Origin of the sequence: Streptomyces sp. RG80, assembly GCF_040446465.1 — a bacterium.
Classification (GTDB): Bacteria; Actinomycetota; Actinomycetes; order Streptomycetales; family Streptomycetaceae; genus Streptomyces.
Map to the genome: position 1 here is coordinate 314960 of NZ_JBEAAJ010000003.1, position 20871 is coordinate 335830.

The window sequence follows — 20871 nt, forward strand, 5'->3', positions numbered from 1 at the left end:
GTAACGATATGCCCGGTGCCTGGCACGGGGCCAGACACCGGGTCGCGCACTACGGCACCGGGCCGCGCACTACGGCACCGGGCCGCGTGCTACGGCGTGGTCACCCGCACCGGCTCCGTACCGACCGCGCTGTGCCGCTCGGCCCAGTTCTCCAGGGCCGTACGGCAGGCGTGGTCGAGGTGGTGCAGACCGGAGAGGTCCAGCTCCACCGGGCGGTCCTGCGGCAGCGACTCCAGACTGTCCAGGATCTTCGGCAGCCTGAGGAAGGTCGCGTTGCCCGACAGATACGCCTGGACGGGTCCGGCGCCCTTGTCGATGACCTCGAGCTTCAGGTGCGAGGCCTCCCAGGCGGTCTTCGCCACGGCCAGCGCGAGACCGATGAGGACGCCCTCGAACATGCTGACCGCGACGATCGACACGGCCGTGACCACGAGGATCAGCGCCTCTCCCCGGTGCTCGCGCCACAGCGACACGATCTGCCGCACCGGGATGAGCTTGGCGCCCGAGTAGACCAGGATGCCCGCCAGCGCCGGGATGGGGATGTAGGCGAGGACGCCCGGCAGCAGCGCCGCGAACAGCAGCAGCCATACGCCGTGCATGACCCGGGACGCCTTGGTCCGCGCGCCCGCCTGGACGTTGGCCGCGCTGCGCACGATCACCGCGGTCATCGGCAGCGCGCCGAGCAGACCGCAGAGCGCGTTGCCCGCGCCCTGGGCGACGAGTTCCTTGTCGTACTCGGTGCGCGGACCGTCGTGCAGCCGGTCCACGGCCGCCGCGCTGAACAGCGACTCGGCGGACGCGATCAGGGTGAACGCGACGATCGTGGCGAGCACGCCGACGCTCGCCAGCTCACCGAAGGCGGTGAGGGGCGGCGGCTGGATGGAACCCAGCAGCCCCTGCACCTCGACGGTCGCCACCGGCATCGAGAACGCCAGGGCGGCGAGGGTGGCGAGGCCGACCGCGGCGAGCGGACCGGGCACCGTGCGCACCGCCGCCGGCATGCGCTTCCACAGCACCATGATCGCGATGGTGCCGGCACCGAGCCCCAGCGAGGCGAGGGCGCCGGTGTTCCCGACGGCGTCCGCGAGCGCGCCGGGCAGCCCGGCTATCTTGCCCAGGCCCGAGGCGGGGGCCTTGGCGTCGGCCATCGCGTACAGCTGGCCGGCGATCAGCACCAGGCCGATGCCGGCGAGCATGCCCTCGACGACGGAGACCGAGATGGCCCGGAACCAGCGGCCCAGTTTCAGGGTGCCCATGAGGATCTGAAGCGCACCGGTGGCCAGCACGATCACACCGAGGACGGGCAGCCCGAACTCCCGCACCGCTTCGAAGACCAGCACGGTCATTCCGGCGGCCGGCCCGGAGACCTGAAGGCTGCTGCCACGCATCAGGCCCGTGACGATGCCGCCCACGATGCCGGTGACGAGCCCGAGCTCGGCCGGGACACCGGAGGCGACGGCCACGCCCACGCAGAGCGGGAGCGCGACCAGGAAGACGACCAGGGAGGCGGCGAAGTCCTGCCGCAGATGAGGGTATTTGGTCATCATCGCGATCACAGCGCCTCGAACGTGTCGGTGGCCGCGCGGTGTTCCTGCACGGCACCGGTGTGCACCTCGTAGTACCAGGCACGCAAGGTCAGTTGACGGTCTGTCACCTTCTTCTCGATGAACGGATAGGAGCGCAGCCGCAGCAGCTGCGTCAGGACATGGCTCTGCACGCCGTCGGCGACGGTCGGGTCCTCGACCGCTCCTTCCGGACGTGGCGCGGCCTGCGTGAGCCAGTCGCGCACGGCCGGTACGGCGGTCAGGTCGTCGCCGCGTACCAGGGCGCCGACGGCGCCGCAGTGCGAGTGCCCGCAGACCACGATGTCGCTGACGCCGAGCACTTCCACGGCGTACTCGATGGTGGCCGCCTCGCTGGTGGGGTGTTCGGAGGCGTACGGGGGGACGATGTTGCCGGCGGTGCGCAGCTCGAAGAGCTCGCCGGGGCCGGCGCCCGTGATCAGGGCCGGGACGACCCTGGAGTCGGAGCAGGTGATGAACAGGACTTGTGGGGACTGGCCTTCTGCGAGCTTGGCGAACTCCTCAGGGCGCTGTCCGAACAGACGGGCGTTGTCGATGAGGGGCTGCATGTGGTGACTCCTCCTGGCGCGCCTGCAGCGGCGCGTCGGACGTACATGACAGGTGGGGGGTACTGCCGTTATCTGTGAGGCAGGGCTCTGGCCGAAGCCTCACTGGCTGTGTGCGCGGTTGCGAACGATGCCGTGATAGCGAAGAAGGTGAGGGGGAGTGGATCCACGGCAGAGGTCGAAAGTCCGATCTCGGTCGGTTTGTCTCTCAACATGCGTCCCCCTCCCCACAGTTCACGGCTCACGCGCTTGCCAAGACATGGTCAATGCCTGGTCAAGAAACACGTTAACCCTGCAAAGTTGTTTGCAGGGTTAACTTAACGTTTCCAGCTGAAGAGAGCCTGAAAAGCGTAGGTCGGCTGACCTGAACCGGCTCTTGACCTGGGGAAGTTCGTGGGTTAGGCGGACTCGGCGAGTCCTTTGCCGTCGCGGGCCAGCGCGGTGAGCCGGGAGATGGCCCGGAAGTACTTCTTGCGGTAGCCGCCGTTCAGCATCTCCTCGCTGAACAGCTGATCGAACGGCAGTCCGGATGCCAGCACCGGAACCTCACGGTCGTACAGCCGGTCCGCGAGCACGACCAGCCGCAGCGCGGTGGACTGGTCCGGGACGGGCTGTACGTCGGTGAGACACACCGCCTTCAAGCCATCGGTCAGTGCGCCGTACCGGCTGGGGTGGACGCGGGCGAGGTGGTCGAGCAGCTGCGGGAAGTCGTCGAGCGAGGCGCCCTCGGTGGCGTACGCCGCCTTGGTGACCTGTTCCTCGGAGTAGGGGGCCGGTGCCGCGGGCAGGCCGCGGTGGCGGTAGTCCTCGCCGTCGATGCGCAGCGGCCGGAAGTGGGCGGCGAGGCCCTGGATCTCGCGCAGGAAGTCGGCCGCCGCGAAGCGGCCCTCGCCGAGCTTGCCCGGCAGGGTGTTGGAGGTGGCGGCGAGGGCGACACCGGCGTCGACGAGCTTGCCGAGCAGGGTGGAGACCAGCACGGTGTCGCCGGGGTCGTCGAGTTCGAACTCGTCGATGCACAGCAGACGGTGGCCGGAGAGCGTTTGGACCGTCTTCTGGAAGCCCAGGGCGCCCACCAGGTTGGTCAGCTCGACGAACGTGCCGAAGCCCTTGAGCGCGGGCTCCGCCGGGGTGGCGTGCCACAGGGAGGCGAGCAGGTGGGTCTTGCCGACGCCGTAGCCGCCGTCGAGGTAGACACCGCGGGGCCCGGCCGGGGTCTTGGGTGCCTTGGCCCTGCCGAAGCCGAGGAAGCCGCGCTTGCCGCCGCCGACGGCGTGCGCCCCGCCGAGACCGGCCGCGAAGCCTTCGAGCACCTTGACGGCCTCGATCTGGCTGGGCTGGTTCGGGTCCGGCAGGTACGTGCTGAAGCGCACCGAGTCGAACCGCGGCGGCGGCACCATCTCGGCGACCAGCCGGTCCGCGGGGACGTGCGGCTCGCGGGCGCACAGGGACAGCGGGGCCGCGTCTGCTATCGGGCTGATCCCGGAGGCGGCGGTGGAGGACGACACGGTTCCCCATGCTAAGCGCCGTGCCACACTGCACGACATGCGACGCCTGTTCCCTGTGACCGACCAGACAGCGACGACGGCCTCCGGCGGTGGGGCCGGGAGTGTGGGGGCGGGGGGTGCGGTCGAGAGCCTCGGGGCCGGGGGTGCCGGTGGGGCTGATGGTTTCGCTGGGGGCGGTGCGGTGTCGGACGGTTCCCTCGGGGTACCTGGAGTGGCCGGATCGGGTGCTGTCGGTGAGGGGGGCGGTGTGGGTCCTTCCCCGTCCGTCGGGTTCGGTGCGGGGGGTCTGCCCGGTGCGGACCTCGTCGACCGTGAGTGGAGCCTCGACGAGCTGGCCGCGGCGTACGCCTATCCCGAGCCCGCCGACGGTGGGGCGCGGGTGCCCTGGCTGCGGGGCAACATGGTGTCCACGCTCGACGGGGCCGCCCAGCACGACGGGAAGTCCCAGCCCATCTCCACCGCGGCCGACATGCGGATCTTCGGCACGTTGCGCGGGCTCGCGGACGTCGTCGTCGTAGGCGCCGAAACGGTACGGCAGGAGGGTTACCGGCCGGCACGCGCGCGTGCGGAGTTCGCCGAGCGCAGGGAGGCGGCCGGGCAGGGGCCCGCACCGGCGATCGCGGTGGTCAGCGCCGGCCTGGAGCTGGACTTCACCCTGCCGCTGTTCACCTCCCCGCTCGTCCCCACCCTGATCCTGACCGGCGCGGCGGCGGCCCCCGACCGGGTCGCCGCGGCGGAGAAGGCGGGCGCCCGAGTGGTGATCGCCGGTGACGGCATGGGCGTGGAGCCCGCCCGCGCCGTACGGGCCCTCGCGGAGCTCGGGTTCACCCGGCTGCTGACCGAGGGCGGTCCGCGGCTGCTCGGTCAGTTCGTGGCCGCCGGGGTGCTCGACGAGCTCTGTCTCACCGTCGCCCCGATGCTCACCGTGGGGACCGCGCAACGCATCGCAGGGGGCCCGTCCGTAGCGGTTCCGCAACGGTTCGCACTGGTGTCCCTGCTGGAGGAGGAGGGGTTTCTCTTCGGCCGCTACCAGCGCACTTGAAATTCGTTCAGTGGTACCGCCCGTCCCGAAATCGGCGGAATAAACCGTTCCGTTTAGCTTCCGACGGGCACACTGAATCTCGGAGCCCCGTGAGATCACGGGGCAGGATGGTTTCCGCAGAAGGGGCGCGCGGTGTTCACAAGCGTACTGATGATCGAGAAGGCCCTGACGTCCGCCGACGTGGAGTTCGTCACGACCTTGCACGGCGACGAGCAGGTCTCCTTCCATGTGCTGCTCCAGCCGCGCGGCGACCAGGCGGACCGCCTGCTGCGGGCCATCGACGACGTCGCGCTGGGCGAACTGGACGAGGCGGCGAAGGAGCGGGAGGTGCCCGAGGGCGACGCCGCGAGGCCCTTCGGGGAGCGGGCGCTGGAGGTGTCCCTGCAGGCGCTGCGGGGCTCCGGCAACGCGGCGGAGGGCCGGTTGATCGAGGATCACCCGCTGGACTCGCTGAAGGGGCTGGTGGAGGAGGTCGGCGCGGACGAGGTGATCGTGCTGACCGATCCGCACTACGTGGAGGAGTTCTTCCACCGGGACTGGGCCTCGCGGGCCCGGCACAAGGTGGGGGTGCCGGTGCTGAAATTGTTCTCGCACAGCAAGGTCTAGTCGTTCTCCGGGTGCGGGCCGGTGGGGGCTGGTCGCGCAGTTCCCCGCGCCCCTGGGTTGGTGCAGGGCCCGGCGTCCCTCGGTCCTGCTCCGTCATCGCAACGAATAGGCTGGGGCGCTGAACGTCCGCCGTATCTGTATGCACAGGGAGACATCACGTGGCACCCGGCACCCTTCCCACCGCCATGGACCGACCGCACTTCATCGGCATCGGCGGCGCCGGGATGTCGGGTATCGCGAAGATCCTCGCGCAGCGCGGGGCGAAGGTGGCGGGCAGTGACGCCAAGGAGTCGGCGACCGCCGAGGCGCTGCGCGCGCTGGGTGCCACCGTGCACATCGGGCACGCGGCGGAGCACCTCGCGGACGACGCGAGCTGTGTCGTCGTGTCGTCCGCGATCCGCCGGGACAACCCGGAGCTGGCCCGCGCGGCCGAGCTGGGCATCCCGGTGGTGCACCGCTCCGACGCCCTCGCGGCCCTGATGGAGGGCCTGCGTCCGATCGCGGTCGCGGGCACCCACGGCAAGACGACCACCACGTCGATGCTGGCGGTCTCCCTGTCCGAGCTGGCCCTGAAGCCGTCGTACGCCATCGGCGGCGACCTGGACGCCCCCGGCTCCAACGCGCTGCACGGCGACGGCGAGATCTTCGTCGCCGAGGCGGACGAATCGGACCGCAGCTTCCACAAGTACGCGCCCGAGGTCGCGATCGTCCTCAACGTCGAGCTCGACCACCACGCGAACTACGCGTCCATGGACGAGATCTACGAGTCCTTCGAGACGTTCACCTCGAAGATCGTCCCCGGCGGCACCCTGGTGATCTCCTCCGACCACGAGGGCGCGCGGGAGCTGACCCGCCGGGTCGCCGGTTCGGTGCGGACGGTGACGTACGGAGAGGCGCAGGACGCCGACGTACGGGTGCTCTCGGTCGTGGCCCAGGGCCTGAAGAGCGAGGTCACGGTCGAGCTGGACGGCGTTACGCACACCTTCACGGTCTCCGTCCCCGGCCGCCACTACGCCCACAACGCGGTCGCCGCCCTCGCGGCGGGCGTCGCGCTGGGCGTACCGGCCGAGGACCTCGCCCCCGCCCTGGCGGCGTACACGGGCGTGAAGCGGCGCCTCCAGCTTAAGGGCGAGGTGGCCGGGGTCCAGGTCATCGACTCCTACGCCCACCACCCGACCGAGATGACGGCCGACCTCGAGGCGATGCGCGCGGCCGCCGGCGACGCGCGCATCCTGGTGGTCTTCCAGCCCCACCTCTTCTCCCGCACCCAGGAGCTGGGCAAGGAGATGGGCCAGTCGCTGGCCCTGGCCGACGCCTCGCTGGTCCTGGACATCTACCCGGCCCGCGAGGACCCGATCCCCGGCGTCACGAGCGAGCTGATCATCGAGGCGGCCCGGGTGGCGGGCGCGGACGTGACACCGGTGCACGACAAGGCGGACGTCCCGGCGGTGGTCGCGGGAATGGCGAAGCCGGGCGATCTCGTTCTCACCATGGGCGCGGGCGATGTCACCGACCTCGGACCGCGCATCCTGGACCGTCTCGCGCAGTAGAGCAGTGGATAGGGGCTGAGCAACATGTCGTACGACGTCGAGAAGCCGGACGAGCAGTGGCGTGCGGAGCTGAACCCGGCCGAGTACGCCGTGCTGCGCCAGGCCGCCACCGAGCCCGCCTTCACCGGTGAGTACACCGACACCAAGACCACGGGCGTCTACTCCTGCCGCGCCTGCGGCGCCGAACTCTTCACCTCCACCACGAAGTTCGAGTCCCACTGCGGCTGGCCGTCCTTCTACGACCCCAAGGACACCGACGCCGTGGAGCTGGTCTCGGACCGGTCGCACGGGATGGTGCGGACCGAGGTGCGGTGTGCTCGGTGCGGGTCGCATCTCGGGCATGTCTTCGAGGGTGAGGGCTACGCGACCCCGACCGACCAGCGGTACTGCATCAACAGCATCTCGCTGCGGTTGACGCCGGACGAGGGCTGACCGCGTACGGCGGGGGCCGGCCGGGGCGGATGCCTCCGCCGGTCGCCCTCGGGCCGGATGCCGGGGGTACGTCGCCATGCGCACGGTCTCTGCGCATGCTCCCCTGAACGGGCCCAGGTTCCGCCGTAGTTGCCGGATGCCGGTGTGTTCACGGGCGCCGGGCTCTGGTAGGGCGGGACTGCGGATGGGCCCACGTCCGCGGACGGGGGAGGGCGTGATGACCGCTTACGTACGGCCACTGATTCTGGTGCGGGGGTTCGGCGGACCGGAGCTCGGAGGCGTTCGGCGCAACGCCTACCAGGGCTTCAACGAGGGGACCGTGTATCCCGGCCGGCGCGGGGAGAACTTCATCTACGAGGGGTTCGTGCTGCGGGCGTTGAAGTACGCCGAGCACCCCTACCGGGACGCCACGAACGTCGTCGGGTACTACGCCCGGCCGCAGCCCGTACCGCCGGGCGTGTGGGACTGGGACGCCGATCTGCTGTCCGGGAACGTGGTCCTCGATCCGGGCACCGCGGACCGGGTGCTGGCCGGCGGGGTGGGCGGGACGCTGTGGATCTACCGCTACTACGACCTCGAACCGCGGACGATCGACGGGTACGGGGCGGGCCTGGTGCGCCTGATCGACATCATCCACCGTGCCGCCGCCGCCCGGAACGGCTCGGACGGGGCGCAGCCGTTCTCGGGTGTCGACATCGTGGCGCACAGCATGGGAGGGCTCGTCGTCCGTGCGGCGCTGCGGCAGATGAGCGACGCGGCGAGGGCGGCGGACGGGGTGCCGGGCCCCAGGGAGCTGGTGCACCGGATCGTGACGCTGGGGACCCCGCACCGGGGCATCGCCTTCCAGGTGCTGCCCCGCGGACTCGTGGAACTCCTGCCGGGGCTCGGCTCGACCGCGGACGAACTCGCGGCGTTCGACCCGAAGAGCACGGAGTTCACGCGGTGGGGCGAATGGTTCCCCGTCCGGCGGGTCCTGACGGTCGTGGGGACGGACTACCGCGGCTTCGGTGTGGCGGTCGCCTCGCTGGCCAACCGGCTCGTGAGTCTGACCGACGAGGGCGGCCTGGCCTACAACCGCAGCGACGGACTGGTGAAACAGGCCGCGGCCCAACTACCGGGCGCGCCAAGGACGTTCGTGCACAAGTGCCACGGCGGCCCGGACTCCCTCGTCACCTCGCGCGAGGCGTTCGAGATCGCGATGCGGTTCTTCCACGGCACCCACCATGTGCGACTGTGCCTCGAAGACGCCGAAGTGCGGCGCGGCAAGGACTTCTTCGGCCGCAGCGAGTTCTTCCTCGGCGTCTCGGTGAAGCCGCGGGGAGTCGACTTCGACCTCTTCCACCAGAGCCCCGAAGCGGAGAACTGTTACGGGCCCTTCCACTCGGACCGTCTCACCGACGGACCTCCCGCGCTGGCCGACGAGTTGGACAAGCCGCTGGCGGCCGAGGGCGACCGGACGACCGGCTGGGCCGGCCCCGGCCGGCTGATCTGGGAGGGCTGGGTGGACCGCACCGTACGGCCCGCGACCCAGAACCCGGCGTCGGGACTGGTGTTCCGTCTCGACGTGTACCTCGGTGAACGGGACTCGTTCGGCGTCGGGTTCTCGGACAACGTCGTCTTCCGCAAGCAGTACTACCTCCAGCTGCTCCCGGACGACGGCGCCGCTCCCGCGCTGTATCTGCACACGGGGGAGGGCCATCTCGGCGACACCCGGCAGGAGTTGGAGGAGGCCACCCGCGACGGCTCCTCGGGCGTCGAGCGCGCCGAAGGGCCGGGCAAGGACGACGAGTGGCGGTTCCCCATCAGAGGCACCGGCTTCGAGGCCACCCTGGCCGTGACGTTCACGGAGGAGGTTCGGGTGGCGTCGGCAGCGGGAGACGCGTCGTGACTCCGCTCCGCCGGGGCTAGGGGGCTAGGGGGCAAGGGGGGCTGCGGCCGAGGGGCCACGGGCCGACACGTGGCGGCACCGGGCGCGAGTCCGCGCCGACGAGATGGGCGTCCGGCTGTCGGCCCTGAACGAACGGCCCGCTTCGCCACCCCGGCGCGACGTCAGTCGGTGTGCCCCAGTTCGCGCAGCGCCCCGTCGATGCGTGCCCGATGGTTGGCCTCCCAGGTGTCCAGGGACTCCTCCGCCTCCTTGGCGAGCCTCGCCCGTGCCGCCGTGAGGATCTCCTCGCGGCGGGCGGCCGGGGTGACGACGACGCCCTCCTCGTCGGCGACCACGATGTCGCCGGGGTGGATCAGGACGCCGCCCACGCGGACCGGTTCGCCGAGGGTGCCGAGTTTCCGCTTGGTGCCGGGGATCGGGATGACGCCGCGGGCGAAGACCGGGAAGCCGGCCTCGCGGACCTCGCCGAGGTCGCGGATGAGCCCGTCGACGACGAAGGCGGCGATGCCCCGGCGCTGAGCCACGGCACACACGTTGCCGCCCGCCAGCGCGTAGTCCAGGTCACCGGACTCGACCACGACGACCGAGCCCGGTTCGGCGCGGTGGATCGCCGCGTGCAGCATCAGGTTGTCGCCGGGTTCGCAGCGCACCGTGCAGGCGGGGCCCGCGACGCGCGGCGCGTCCCACAGCGGGCGGATGCCGATGTCCATGACCTGGGCGCGGCCCAGCAGGTCGGCGAGGGTGGTGGGGGGAACGTCCTCGAATGCGGTGTCCATCGCTCCATTCGACCCGGACTCCGGTGCCGTTCTCAAGATCGGACGGGGTAAAGACCCCGCCTGAAAAGTTGCCCGGCGTCCCGACCCGTGCCGTCATGGACGGGGGATCACGGAGTCTGGGAGTACGCATGAGCGACGTGTCGACGGCCGGCGACGAGCGTCCTTCCGGCGCCGCCTGGCGCAACCTCGTGGTGGCCACCGTCGGGTTCACGCTGACCTTCTGGGCGTGGAATCTCATCGCCCCGCTGGCCGCGGAGTTCGACGAGAAGCTGCACATGACGTCGTTCGCGCAGTCCGTGCTGGTCGCCGTGCCGGTGCTGGTCGGTTCCCTCGGACGGGTGCCGGTCGGCGCGCTCACCGACCGTTACGGGGCGCGGCTGATGTTCCCGCTGACCAGCGCCCTGACCATCGTGCCGGTGCTGCTGCTGGTCCCGGCCCATGACTCCTACCTGGCGCTGATCGCCGTCGGATTCGTGCTCGGCCTCGGCGGTACGACGTTCGCCATCGGCGTCCCGCTCGTCAATTCGTGGTTCCCGCCCAGGCACCGGGGCGCGGCGCTCGGCGTCTTCGGCATGGGCATGGGCGGCGTCGCCCTGTCCGGCTACTTCACGCCCCGCATGTACCGGCACAGCGAGAACCTCCCCTTCGTCGTCCTGGCCGTCGCACTCGCCGCCTACGCGGTGCTGGCGTACTTCCTGATCAACGACCGCCCGGACCGCCCCGTCCCGTCCACCCCCCTCACCACCCGGCTCGGCCAGGCCGGGCGGCTGCGGGTGACCTGGGAGCTGTCCGCGCTGTACGCGATCGGGTTCGGCGGCATCGTCGCGTTCGGCGTCTACCTGCCCACGTATCTGAAGACCTGGTACGAGCTCGACGCCACCGACGCGGGTACCAGGGCCGCCGGGTTCGCCCTGGTCGCGGTGGTGTTCCGGCCGATCGGCGGGTGGCTGTCGGACCGGATCCACCCGGCCGTGGTCACCGCGTGGGCGCTCGGCGCGGTGGCGGTCCTCGGTGTCGTCCAGGCCTTCGACCCGTCCCTGGTGCCGGGTGCCACGGTCTGCCTCCTGGTGATGGCGGCCGCCCTCGGCGCCACCAGCGGCGCCGTCTTCGCCCTGGTCGCCCGGGTCACCCCGCAGCCGCAGGTCGGCAGTGTGACGGGCATCGTCGGCGCGGTGGGCGGCCTCGGCGGCTTCGTCCCGCCGCTGGTCATGGGCGCGGTCTACAGCGCCAAGGACTCCTACTCGATCGGCTTCATGCTCCTGTCCGACCTCGCCCTGGCCGGCTGCGTCTACGCCTACGGCCGGATGCGCGAGGCGGGCCGCGACCAGGCACCGGCGGCGACACCCGCCCGGAAGGAACGGATCCCGGGCTGACCGGACCGGCGACACGGGCAGGGGGCCTGGCGACGGGTCCGACCTGCGGGTACAGGGCGAGACAGCGACGTGTGGTGAATCAAACTATCCGGCGCAATGTTGACTTCTGGCTGAATCAGCCAGAAGAATCCCGACGTGACCCCTTCAGTGCACCCGACCGCCCGCCCCGTCCTCCCGTCCGACCTGGACGAGGCGGCGCACCGCTGTCTCGTCGCCGGGTTCGATGGCACCACGACCTTTCCCGACACGCTGAAACGGCTGGTCGACCGGGGGCTCGGCGGGGTCATCCTCTTCACCCGGAACGTGCGGGACGCGGAGCAGGTACGGGAGCTCGGAGACGCGCTGCGGGCGATCCGGCCGGATCTGCTGGTGGCCATCGACAACGAGGGCGGCGGTATCGGGCACCTGGTGGCGGCGGGGGCGCCGGAGAGTCCCGGCTCCTACGCCCTCGGCGTCGCCGACGACCCCAACCTCACCGCACGCTGCGCCGACGCGCTCGCCGGGCACCTGGCGACGCTCGGCATCAGCGTCTCGTACGCCCCCGTCGCCGACCTCCAGCACCTGCCGAGCAACCCGATCGTGCGCACCCGCTCCTTCGGCGCCGATCCGCAGGCCGCCGCCAGGCATCTGCGGGCCTGGATCACCGCCACCGAGGCCCGGGGCATCGCCTCCTGCGCCAAGCACTTCCCCGGCCACGGCGGCACCGTCACCGACAGCCACCACGGCATCGCCGTCGACCCCCGGTCCTCCGACGCGCTCCGCGCCGACCTGGAACCGTTCCGCGCCGCCGTCGCCGCGGGGGTGCCGATGCTGATGAGCGCGCACGTCGTCTACCCGGCCCTGGACGCCAACCGCCCCGCCACGCTCAGCCGCCGTATCCTCGGCGACCTCCTCCGGCACGACCTCGGCTTCGACGGGGTGCTGGTCAGCGACGCCCTGGAGATGAAGGCGATCGCCGACGAGTACGGGGAGGCGGCCGGCGCCCGTATCGCCCTCGCGGCCGGCGCCGACCAGGTCATCGTCGCCGTACCCGACCTGGAGGTCACCCTCGGCTGCCGGGACGCCGTGCTCGACGCGCTGCGGTCCGGCGTACTGCCGGAGGAGCGGGTACGGGAGGCGGCGGAGCGGGTACGGCGGCTCGCCGAGCGGTACGCGACCCCGGCCGGCGCGGTCGCCGCGTGGGACGCGGACGCGGGTCTGGAGGCCGCGCGCCGGGCCGTACGCGGCCAGGGGGCACCGGCCGCGGTCCGCGGGGCCCATGTCGTCGACCTGTTCCCGCACCCGCACCCCGCCCTCAACTGGGGCGGCGAGGACCTGCTCACCGAGGTCCGCGCCCTCGACCCCACGGCCGTGGGCACGGCGGTCGCCGGTGAACCCGAGGACGCGGTCGCCCTCGCGGACGGGATCCTGGCGCGGGACCGGCCCCTCGTCCTCGCCACCTGCGACGCCGGACTCCACCCCTGGCAGATACGGCTGCGCGACGCCCTCCTGGCCCGGCGGCCCGGCGCGGTACGCGTCGACACCGGGCTGCCGGAGGGCGGTGCGCTGTGCTCATACGGGCGCGGGCGGGTGAACCTGCGGGCCGTCGCCGAGGTGCTCGTCGGCGTGTGATCAGGAGGGCAGTCGTACGACGTCCTTGATCCGGCGTGCCGCCAAGTACCCCTCGTCCTCGGCCCGTTCGGCGAGTACCACCGCCGGGCGCACGCCTTCCGTCCGCAGCCGCATCCACTCCTCGAAGTACGCCCCGCCCGGGCCCGACACGGACCGGGTGCCCGGCGTGCACTCCAACACCAGGGCGGTGTCCCGGGGTTGGGGGGAGTGCGGCTCCGCGATCGCCTCCGACAACGCCTCGGCGATCGGCTTGGGACGCCCCGCCGCGTCGAACAGGCCCAGGGTGTACTCGAGTTCGGGGAAGTCGGCGAGCGAGCGGTCCACGTCGTGGGAGCACCACCAGGTCACGCCCCACAGTCCCTCGCAGTCCGCGGCGTTGCGGACCGTCGCGCGGGCGAACTCCGGGGCGTCGGCGGCCGGGATGTGCGGTTCCGGCGCGCCCGTCTCCTGCACCCACACCGCGCGCGCCGGGTCCTCGGCGTACGCCTTCGCCAACTCGGTGCCGTACTCGGCGAGATGGCGCACCTGCGGGGAGCGCGGGCCGTAGCGCTGGGCGCAGCCGCCGGAGAAGACCCAGGGGTGGACGGTGGTCAGGTCGCCCTTGCGGGCCGAGGCCTCGGGGGTGAAGGGGTGGTCGTCGCCGTACCAGGCGGCGTCGTAGGCGGAGTGCGTGACCAGGCCGCGCTCGCCGAGTCCGTCCCGGGCGGCGGCCAGCAGGGTGTCGAGGTAGTGGTCCACCTCGGCCGGGGTCACCGGGTTGTGCTCGACCAGGTTGTTGAGCTCGTTGCCCAGCTGGAGGCCGATGAGGTGGGGGCGGCCCGCCAGCGCGCGGCCGAGGGTGCGGAGCAGGTCGGCCTGGGCCGCGACGGCGTCCGGGTCGGTGAAGACGTTGCGGTGGTGCCAGCTGCGGGTCCACTCCGGGTAGAAGTCGAAGCTCGACAGATGGCCCTGCACTCCGTCCACGAGGACGTCGAGCCCGGCCTCGCCGGCCAGGTCGACGAGGTGCGCCAGCTGGTCGACGGCGGCGGGGCGGATCAGGTTCCGGTTGGGCTGGAGCAGCGGCCACAGGTGGAAGACGCGGACGTGGTCGAGCCCGAGGCCGGCTATCTGCTCCAGATCCTCGCGGGCGTGCGCCGCGTCGAAGTCCTGCCAGGAGTGGAACCAGCCGCGGCGGGGCGTGTAGTTGACGCCGAAACGGAGCGTACGGATGGGATCCTCCTCGGGTTCAAAACTCGTCGGCTCTTGTCCTGCGCGAATGTATCAACCACCATAGTCAGTGATGGGCAATGATTTGAACCAGAATTCGCGAGACGACCTGGTCGTCGGCCTCGACGCGGGCGGCACCCGCACCCGTGCGCTGTGCGCGTCCGCCGCGGACGGCCGGCCGGCGCTGGGCGAGGGCGCGGGAGGCCCCGGCAACGCGCTGACCGTCCCGGCGGCGCGGCTCGTCGAGCATCTGACCGAGGCGATCGGCGCGGCGGTGCCCGCGGAGGCGCGGGGGCGGGTCGTCGCCGTGGCCGGCGGGTTCGCGGGCGCCACGGGGGCCTCACCGGACGACCCCGGGTACGTCCGTGCCCGCGCCGGACTCACCGCGGCCCTCGAGCGCCTCGGCATCCCGGCCGGGCCGGTCGCCGTGTGCAGCGACATCGAGGCCGCCTTCGCCGCCGCCCCCGGCGCCCCGGCCGACGGCCTCGCCCTGGTCGCCGGCACCGGCGCGGTCGCGATGCGCATCACCGGACGCCGTGCCACCACCACGGTGGACGGCGACGGGTGGCTGCTCGGCGACGACGGCAGCGGCTTCTGGATCGGCCGCAGCGCGGTACGGGCCGCGTTGCGGATGGCGGACGGGCGAGGACCGGCGACCCGGCTCGCGGAATCCGTCGGGAGGGCCTTCGGGGTGCCGGAGGCGGTCCTGCCGCGGACCGGCTTGCTCTCGTACGGCACCGGCGACCCGGAGGCGCCCGATGACGGCGTGTCGTCGTACGGCATCCAGGCCGGGCCGGGCTGGTCCCCCGCCCACCGTGAGGACTACCGCAGGCACCTGCTCCCCGCCGTGATGGCCGACCCTCCGATCCGGCTGGCCCGGCTGGCGCCGCTCGTCGTCGAGGCGGCCGGGGAGAAGGACGCCGTGGCGATGGCCGTCCTGGACGATGCCGCCGACCAACTCGTCGATGCCGTACGGGCGTTGAAGCCCCGCCCGGGCGAACCGCTCGTCGCCACCGGCGGTCTGCTCGGCCCCGGCGGCCCCCTCACCGCACCCCTGACCACCCGGTTGCACCCCCTCGGCCTGACCCTCGACTGGGTCGCCGACGGCTGCCGAGGTGCCGTCGCCCTGGCCCGGCTCGCCCACGGAGGTACCGGACGATGAACGAGCCCCTCTACCGCGATCCCGCCGCCCCCCTCGACGCCCGCGTCCACGACCTGCTCACCCGGATGACCCTGCGCGAGAAGGTCGGTCAGCTCAACCAGCGGATGTACGGCTGGGACGCCTACCGCCGCACCCCCGACGGCGGCTACGAACTCACCGACGCCCTGTACGCGGAGACCGAGCGGTTCGCCGGACTGGGCGCCCTCTACGGCCTTCAGCGAGCCGACGCCTGGTCCGGCGTCGACCACGGCGACGGGCCCGGCGCCGAGGACGGGGCGGCCCTGGCCGAGCTGGTGCAGCGGCATGTCGTCGAGCGGAGCCGGCTCGGCATCCCGGCCTTGTTCGTGGAGGAGGTGCCGCACGGGCACATGGCCCTCGACGGCACCGTCCTCCCCGTCAACCTGGCTGTCGGTGCCACCTGGGACCCGGAGCTGTACGAGCGGGCCGCCGCCCACGCCGCCGCCGAACTGCGGGCCCGCGGTGGGCATGTCGCCCTGGTCTCGGCCCTCGACATCGCCCGCGACCCCCGCTGGGGCCGTACCGAGGAGTGCTTCGGCGAGGACCCCTACCTCGCGGCACGGCTCACCGAGGCCCTGGTGTGGGGCATGCAGGGCACGGGCGCCCGGTTCGCCCCCGACAAGGCCCCCGTCGTCCTCAAGCACTTCGCCGGACAGGGCGCCACCGTCGGCGGCCGCAACTCCGCCGAGTCCGAACTCGGTCGGCGGGAACTGCACGAGATCCACCTCCCCGCCGCCCGCGCCGGAGTCCGCGCGGGCGCCGCCGCCGTCATGGCCGCGTACAACGAGGTCGACGGGATGCCCTGCTCCGGCAACCGGGCCCTGCTCACCGAACTCCTCCGGGAGCAGTGGGAGTTCGACGGGCTCGTCATGGCGGACGGGCTGGCCGTGGACCGACTGGCCCGGATCACCGGCGACAAGGTCTCCGCCGGCGCCCGCGCCCTCAACTCCGGTGTCGACCTGAGCCTTTGGGACGAGGGCTTCACACACCTGGAGGAGGCCGTCGAACGGGGGCTGGTGGACGAGAAGGTCCTCGACGCGGCCGTCGCCCGCGTCCTGCGGCTCAAGTTCCGGCTCGGCCTGTTCGATCCCGGCCTGTTCGACCGGCAGGCCACCACCCCCGAATTCCCGAGCGGCGGCAGGGAGATGAGCACCGCCCTCGCCCGCGCCTCGGTCACCCTCCTGCACAACGACGAAGGCGTGCTGCCGGTCGCCGCGACCGCCTCCCGGATCGCCGTCCTCGGCCCCCAATCCGCCACCACCGCCCACCAGTTGGGCGACTACACCGCCCCCCAGCTCCCCGGCACCGGCAGCAGCGTCCTGGACGCGCTCCGCCGCCTCGCCCCGCCCGGCGTCGACCTCCGCCACGCCCGTGGCTGCGCGCTCACCGGCGACGACGTCTCCGGCATCCCCGAGGCCGTCGCCGCGGCCGCCGCGTCCGACCTGGCCGTGCTGGTGCTGGGCGGCAGCAGCGCCCGCACCCCCGACACCGAATTCGACGCCAACGGGGCCGCGCTCAGGGCCGTTTCGGAGATGACCTGCGGCGAGGGCGTCGACCTGGCCGACCTGCGCCTTGGCCCCGCCCAGTACCGGCTCCTGGACGCGGTCGTCGCGACGGGGACGCCCACCGCGGTCGTCCTGGTCCAGGGGCGCCCGCACATCGTGCCCGAGACGGGCGGCGCGCTGCTCACCGCCTGGTACCCGGGCCCGTGGGGCGGCGAGGCGATCGCAGAGGTGCTGCTCGGACTCACGGAACCCGCGGGCCGGCTTCCCGTCTCCGTCCCCCGCTCGGCCGCCCAACTCCCCGTCTACTACAACCACAAAGACACCGAGTACGGCGGCTACGTCGACGAGAGCGCCGAGCCGCTCCACTCGTTCGGCCACGGACTGTCGTACACGAGTTTCGCGTACGGCACGCCCCGGCTCACCGGCCGGACCGTCATCGTCGAGGTCACCAACACTGGTGCCCGGTACGGGCGTACGGTCGTTCAGGTCTATCTGCGGCGCCTGGTCACGGACTCCTGGCCGCGCACCCTCGAACTGTGCGCGTTCGAGGGCGTCAGCCTGGAACCGGGCGAGTGCCGTACGGTCGCCCTGCCGCTCGGGGAAGCGTTCGTGGAAGCCCGGACCGACTCCGCCGAGATCCGTGTCGCGGAGTCGGCCCGGGCGGCTCTGCGCGCCGTGCCGCTGGTGATCGACCTCAGAGCTTGACGGCCCCGGCCGAGACGCCCTTGTAGAACCACCGCTGGGTGATCACGAACAGCACCAGCACCGGGATCACGGAGATGACCGAACCGGCCATGACCATCCGCTGGTCGTAGCCGAACGACGAGCTCTGAAGCCGCGAAAGACCCAGCGTCAGCGTCATGTTGCTCTCCGAGCGCAGCACGATCAGCGGCCAGAGGAAGTCGTCCCAGGCGCTGATGAAGGTGTTGATCACCACCACCAGGATCGCGCCCCACGCGGACGGCAGGTACAGGTACCGGAACCGCTGCCACTCGTTCGCGCCGTCGAGCATCGCCGAGTCCTCGATCTCGCGCGGTACGGCGAGGAACGCGCCCCGCATCAGCAGGACGTTGATGGCGCCCACGAACCCCGGCAGCCACACCCCGGCCAGGCTGTCGACCAGGCCCAGGTCGCGGATGCTCAGGAACAGCGACACCATGATCGACTCGAAGGGGAACATCATCGAGGCGACCAGCACCACCCAGACCGCCTTGCGGCCCTTCCAGCCGGGCTTGGAGAGCATGTAGCCGGCCGTGGTGGAGAACACCAGCTGGCTGGTGACCGACAGGGCGACCACGATCAGGCTGTTCTTGATGTATGTGGCCACCGGGACCTGGTCGAAGACGGTCCGGTAGGCGCGCAGGGTCGGGTCGTGCGGCAGCAGCGTGGCGTCGGCGCCGAAGACGTCCTCGCCGGTGCCCTTCAGGGAGGCCAGCAGCTGCCAGAGCAGGGGGCCAACCGTGAGACCGAGCACGAGGAACAACAGCAGGTAGCGGACGAGGAGTTCACGCGGGCGGCCGTAGTCCCGCCAGCGGGGCATCAGGCGCCGGCGCCTGTCCAGAGCCGTGCTCACGACTCGTCCTCCTTCGTCAGGCGCTGCGCCAGCAGGGTCAGCCCCAGCGTCAGCGCGAACAGGGCAACACTGACGGCCGAGCCGTAGCCGGCGTTGCCGGTGATGGGGTCCAGGCCGACGTCCCGGATGTAGAAGGGCAGGGTGCGGTCGGCGCCGCCGGGGCCGCCGGTGGAACTTCCGAGCATGTAGATCTCGGTGAACACCCGCAGCGAGCCGATACCGGTGAGCGTGCCGACGAGCATCATGGCCTGGCGGACACCGGGCACGGTGATGTGCCAGAAGCGGCGGACCGCGCCGGCGCCGTCCATGGCGGCGGCCTCGTGGAGTTCCTTCGGCACGTTCCCGAGCGCGGCCAGGTAGAAGACCATGTACCAGCCGAGGCCCTTCCACAGCGTCAGGCCCATCGCGGACAGCAGGATCAGCCACGGGTCGGACAGGAAGGGCATGGCCGACTTGATCAAGTGGCCTTTCTCCAGCCAGGTGTTGACCAGCCCGTCGTCCGCGAGCAGCCACTGCCAGCTCAGGCCGACGACGACGCTGGAGGCCAGCACCGGCGTGTAGAAGGCCGAGCGGAAGAACCCGATGCCGGGGAGGTTCTTCTCCACCAGGACCGCCAGCAGCAACGGCAGCAGCACCATCAGCGGTACGACGATCAGGGCGTACAGGATGCTGTTGCGGGTCGCCAGCCAGAAGTCCGAGTCGTCCAGCATCCGCGTGTAGTTGTCGAGCCCGACATAGCTCGCGGCACCGCCCAGCGGCTTGGCGTTCGTGAACGACAGCAGCAGCGTGTTGAGGAACGGGAACACCCCGAACACCACCGCGCAGACGATCGCGGGAGCGGTCCAGAGCCAGGGCAGCCACCAACGGCGATACATGGCCGCCCCGTTGGCCCCGGCCGCCGGGCCCGGAAGCAGGGCCCGGAGCCGGGAGGGCTTGCCGGCCGGCGCGGCGGCGGTGCGCTCCGCGCCGGACACGGACACCGGCTTGGTGATCTGAGCCGTCACCGTCAGCCCGCCTGCTTCAGCAGCTCGTTCGCCTTCTCCTGGGCGTCCTTCACGGCGTCCGCCGCGCTCTTCTTGCCCTGCATGGCCAACTGGACCTGGGAGACGATCGCGTTCTGCACGGCCGGGGAGAGGTTCGTCTGGTTGGTGCTGGCCGTCTTCAGCTGGTCGGCGACGAGCTTGCGGGCCTGGGAGAACGGGTCGCTGCCGGTGACGTTCTGGAAGAACGGGTCGCTCAGCGACTCGGTGGTGGTCGGGAAGATCACCACGGCCGGGTCCTTGCACCAGGCCGTCTGGTTCTCGGCGTTGGTGAGGAACTCCGCGAACGACAGTGCGGTGGGGGCGTTCTTGCTGGTCGCGGCGACCGAGATGTACTGCGGCGCACCGGCGGAGGCGCGGCCGAGCGCGTCGTAGGGCTGCTGGCCGACGGCCGTCTTGTCGTAGATCGACGGGCTGTTCTGCTTCACGAACCGCACGAAGCTCGGGTTCGTCGAACCGTAGGCCACCTTGCCCTGGCTGTAGAGCGTGGACGGGTCGTTGCTGGAGGACAGCGAGTCCTTCGGCATCGCGCCGGCCTTGTAGAGCTTCGCCATCCACGCCACCCACTGGGTGGTGCGCGGGTCGTCGGCGAAGACGGCGGACTTGCCGTCGGAGGAGAGGACCTTGATGCCCATCTGGTCGAAGTCGGCGGGGATGCGCCAGATCGGGTTGGCCATCGTCGCGTAGAACTTGCCGTCGCCCGCCTTGGCGACCTTCTCGTAGTCGGCGAACAGCCCGAACAACGTTGTCGGCGGCTTCGCCGGGTCGACCCCGGCCTTCTCCAGCAGGTCCTTGTTGTACGTCAGGACGACGCCACCGGTGTACCAGGGCAGCACCGTGTGGATCGACTTGCCCGAGGCGTCCTTGAAGGTGCCGGACTTCCAGAACGACGGGACGAAGGGCTTGGACGCGTCGGGGTCCTTGGTGCCGACGTCGAGCAGGTAGCCGGCCTTGGTGAGGGCCGTCGCCGTCGGCGCGTTGACGTTGATGACGTCCGCCAGCGTGCAGGCCTGGGCGTCGGCGACCGTGCGGCTGGTGAAGGTGTTGTCGCCGGGATCGTCGATCCACTTGACCTTGGTGCCGGGGTGTGCCTTCTCGAAGGCGGCGATCACCCCGTTGAAGAAGTTCCCGAAGTCTTTCTTCAGGTTGGTCGTCTGGAAGGTGATGTCGCCCTTGACGTCGCCGGTGAGCTTCCCCGACCCGACGTTGCCCTTGTCGACCTTGCAGCCGCCGGCCGTGGAGTCGCCGCTGTCGGAACCTCCCGACAGGCCGCAGCCGGTGGCGGCGAGCGACAGAGCGGCGATACAGGTCAGGGTGCGGGTCAGTCTCTTTGCACGCATGTGATGGGCCCTCCTGCGACCGGGCGGGTCAGGGATGTGGCTGGTTCAATCAACCAACTTCGACTCCGATTGATGAAAAGGTGGACCAGAATTCATCGGAGGTCAATGGTTTGCCG

Annotated in this window: 16 protein-coding genes and 1 pseudogene; 9 read left to right on the plus strand and 8 right to left on the minus strand. The window is 71.4% G+C overall.

Going from position 1 to position 20871, the window contains the following annotated elements; all coding sequences use genetic code 11:
- Positions 1-89: 89 nt before the first annotated feature.
- The 3 genes from ABKA17_RS11600 to zapE form a co-directional block, all read right to left on the minus strand.
- Positions 90-1547, minus strand: coding sequence for a SulP family inorganic anion transporter (locus ABKA17_RS11600; protein ID WP_353691882.1), 1458 nt, complete (start codon positions 1545-1547; stop codon positions 90-92).
- A 5-nt stretch (positions 1548-1552) separates the two neighbouring features.
- Complete coding sequence (locus ABKA17_RS11605; RefSeq protein ID WP_353691883.1) at positions 1553-2131, minus strand: carbonic anhydrase; 579 nt, start codon at positions 2129-2131, stop codon at positions 1553-1555.
- 395 nt (positions 2132-2526) lie between these two features.
- Positions 2527-3633 (minus strand): cell division protein ZapE, encoded by a 1107-nt coding sequence (gene zapE / locus ABKA17_RS11610; RefSeq protein WP_353691884.1) that lies wholly within the window; start codon positions 3631-3633, stop codon positions 2527-2529.
- A 286-nt stretch (positions 3634-3919) separates the two neighbouring features.
- Between zapE and ABKA17_RS11615 the strand changes: the two genes are divergently transcribed.
- From ABKA17_RS11615 to ABKA17_RS11635, 5 genes are all read left to right on the plus strand, one after another.
- Positions 3920-4675, plus strand: coding sequence for a pyrimidine reductase family protein (locus ABKA17_RS11615; protein WP_353692323.1), 756 nt, complete (start codon positions 3920-3922; stop codon positions 4673-4675).
- A 132-nt stretch (positions 4676-4807) separates the two neighbouring features.
- Positions 4808-5281 (plus strand): indole-3-glycerol phosphate synthase, encoded by a 474-nt coding sequence (locus ABKA17_RS11620; protein WP_353691885.1) that lies wholly within the window; start codon positions 4808-4810, stop codon positions 5279-5281.
- Between the two features lie 158 nt (positions 5282-5439).
- The gene (gene murC, locus ABKA17_RS11625; protein WP_353691886.1) at positions 5440-6831 is read left to right on the plus strand and encodes a UDP-N-acetylmuramate--L-alanine ligase; all 1392 of its coding nucleotides are present in this window, start codon (positions 5440-5442) and stop codon (positions 6829-6831) included.
- Positions 6832-6855: 24 nt separating this feature from the next.
- Entirely contained in the window at positions 6856-7263 is a 408-nt protein-coding gene (gene msrB, locus ABKA17_RS11630) for a peptide-methionine (R)-S-oxide reductase MsrB (protein WP_307024659.1), read from the plus strand.
- 217 nt (positions 7264-7480) lie between these two features.
- The gene (locus tag ABKA17_RS11635; protein WP_353691887.1) at positions 7481-9151 is read left to right on the plus strand and encodes an esterase/lipase family protein; all 1671 of its coding nucleotides are present in this window, start codon (positions 7481-7483) and stop codon (positions 9149-9151) included.
- Between the two features lie 161 nt (positions 9152-9312).
- Here ABKA17_RS11635 and ABKA17_RS11640 read toward each other — a convergent pair whose 3' ends face one another.
- Positions 9313-9927: an RraA family protein gene (locus tag ABKA17_RS11640; protein WP_353691888.1), complete on the minus strand. Its 615-nt coding sequence runs from the start codon at positions 9925-9927 to the stop codon at positions 9313-9315.
- Between the two features lie 128 nt (positions 9928-10055).
- On the opposite strand from ABKA17_RS11640, the gene ABKA17_RS11645 reads away from it, so the two are divergent.
- Positions 10056-11300 (plus strand): MFS transporter, encoded by a 1245-nt coding sequence (locus tag ABKA17_RS11645; RefSeq protein ID WP_353691889.1) that lies wholly within the window; start codon positions 10056-10058, stop codon positions 11298-11300.
- A 135-nt stretch (positions 11301-11435) separates the two neighbouring features.
- Positions 11436-12911 (plus strand): glycoside hydrolase family 3 N-terminal domain-containing protein, encoded by a 1476-nt coding sequence (locus tag ABKA17_RS11650; RefSeq protein WP_353691890.1) that lies wholly within the window; start codon positions 11436-11438, stop codon positions 12909-12911.
- Here the strand turns inward: ABKA17_RS11650 and ABKA17_RS11655 are convergent.
- Positions 12912-14182 (minus strand): annotated as a pseudogene (locus ABKA17_RS11655) (glycoside hydrolase 5 family protein).
- Between the two features lie 8 nt (positions 14183-14190).
- On the opposite strand from ABKA17_RS11655, the gene ABKA17_RS11660 reads away from it, so the two are divergent.
- Entirely contained in the window at positions 14191-15279 is a 1089-nt protein-coding gene (locus ABKA17_RS11660; protein WP_353691891.1) for an N-acetylglucosamine kinase, read from the plus strand.
- The gene (locus tag ABKA17_RS11665) at positions 15276-17507 is read left to right on the plus strand and encodes a glycoside hydrolase family 3 N-terminal domain-containing protein (protein WP_353691892.1); all 2232 of its coding nucleotides are present in this window, start codon (positions 15276-15278) and stop codon (positions 17505-17507) included. Before ABKA17_RS11660 ends, ABKA17_RS11665 begins: the two co-directional genes overlap by 4 nt.
- On the opposite strand, the gene ABKA17_RS11670 is transcribed toward ABKA17_RS11665, so the two are convergent.
- Genes ABKA17_RS11670 through ABKA17_RS11680 form a run of 3 tightly spaced genes read right to left on the minus strand, consistent with a single transcriptional unit; the run spans position 17497 to position 20755 of the window.
- Positions 17497-18342 carry a carbohydrate ABC transporter permease gene (locus ABKA17_RS11670; RefSeq protein WP_353692324.1) on the minus strand — a complete coding sequence of 282 codons (846 nt, stop codon included), beginning with the start codon at positions 18340-18342 and terminating at the stop codon, positions 17497-17499. The genes ABKA17_RS11665 and ABKA17_RS11670 overlap by 11 nt on opposite strands.
- Positions 18343-18371: 29 nt before the next feature.
- Positions 18372-19379 carry a carbohydrate ABC transporter permease gene (locus tag ABKA17_RS11675; protein WP_353691893.1) on the minus strand — a complete coding sequence of 336 codons (1008 nt, stop codon included), beginning with the start codon at positions 19377-19379 and terminating at the stop codon, positions 18372-18374.
- 2 nt (positions 19380-19381) lie between these two features.
- Entirely contained in the window at positions 19382-20755 is a 1374-nt protein-coding gene (locus tag ABKA17_RS11680; RefSeq protein WP_353691894.1) for an extracellular solute-binding protein, read from the minus strand.
- Between the last annotated feature and the right edge of the window lie 116 nt (positions 20756-20871).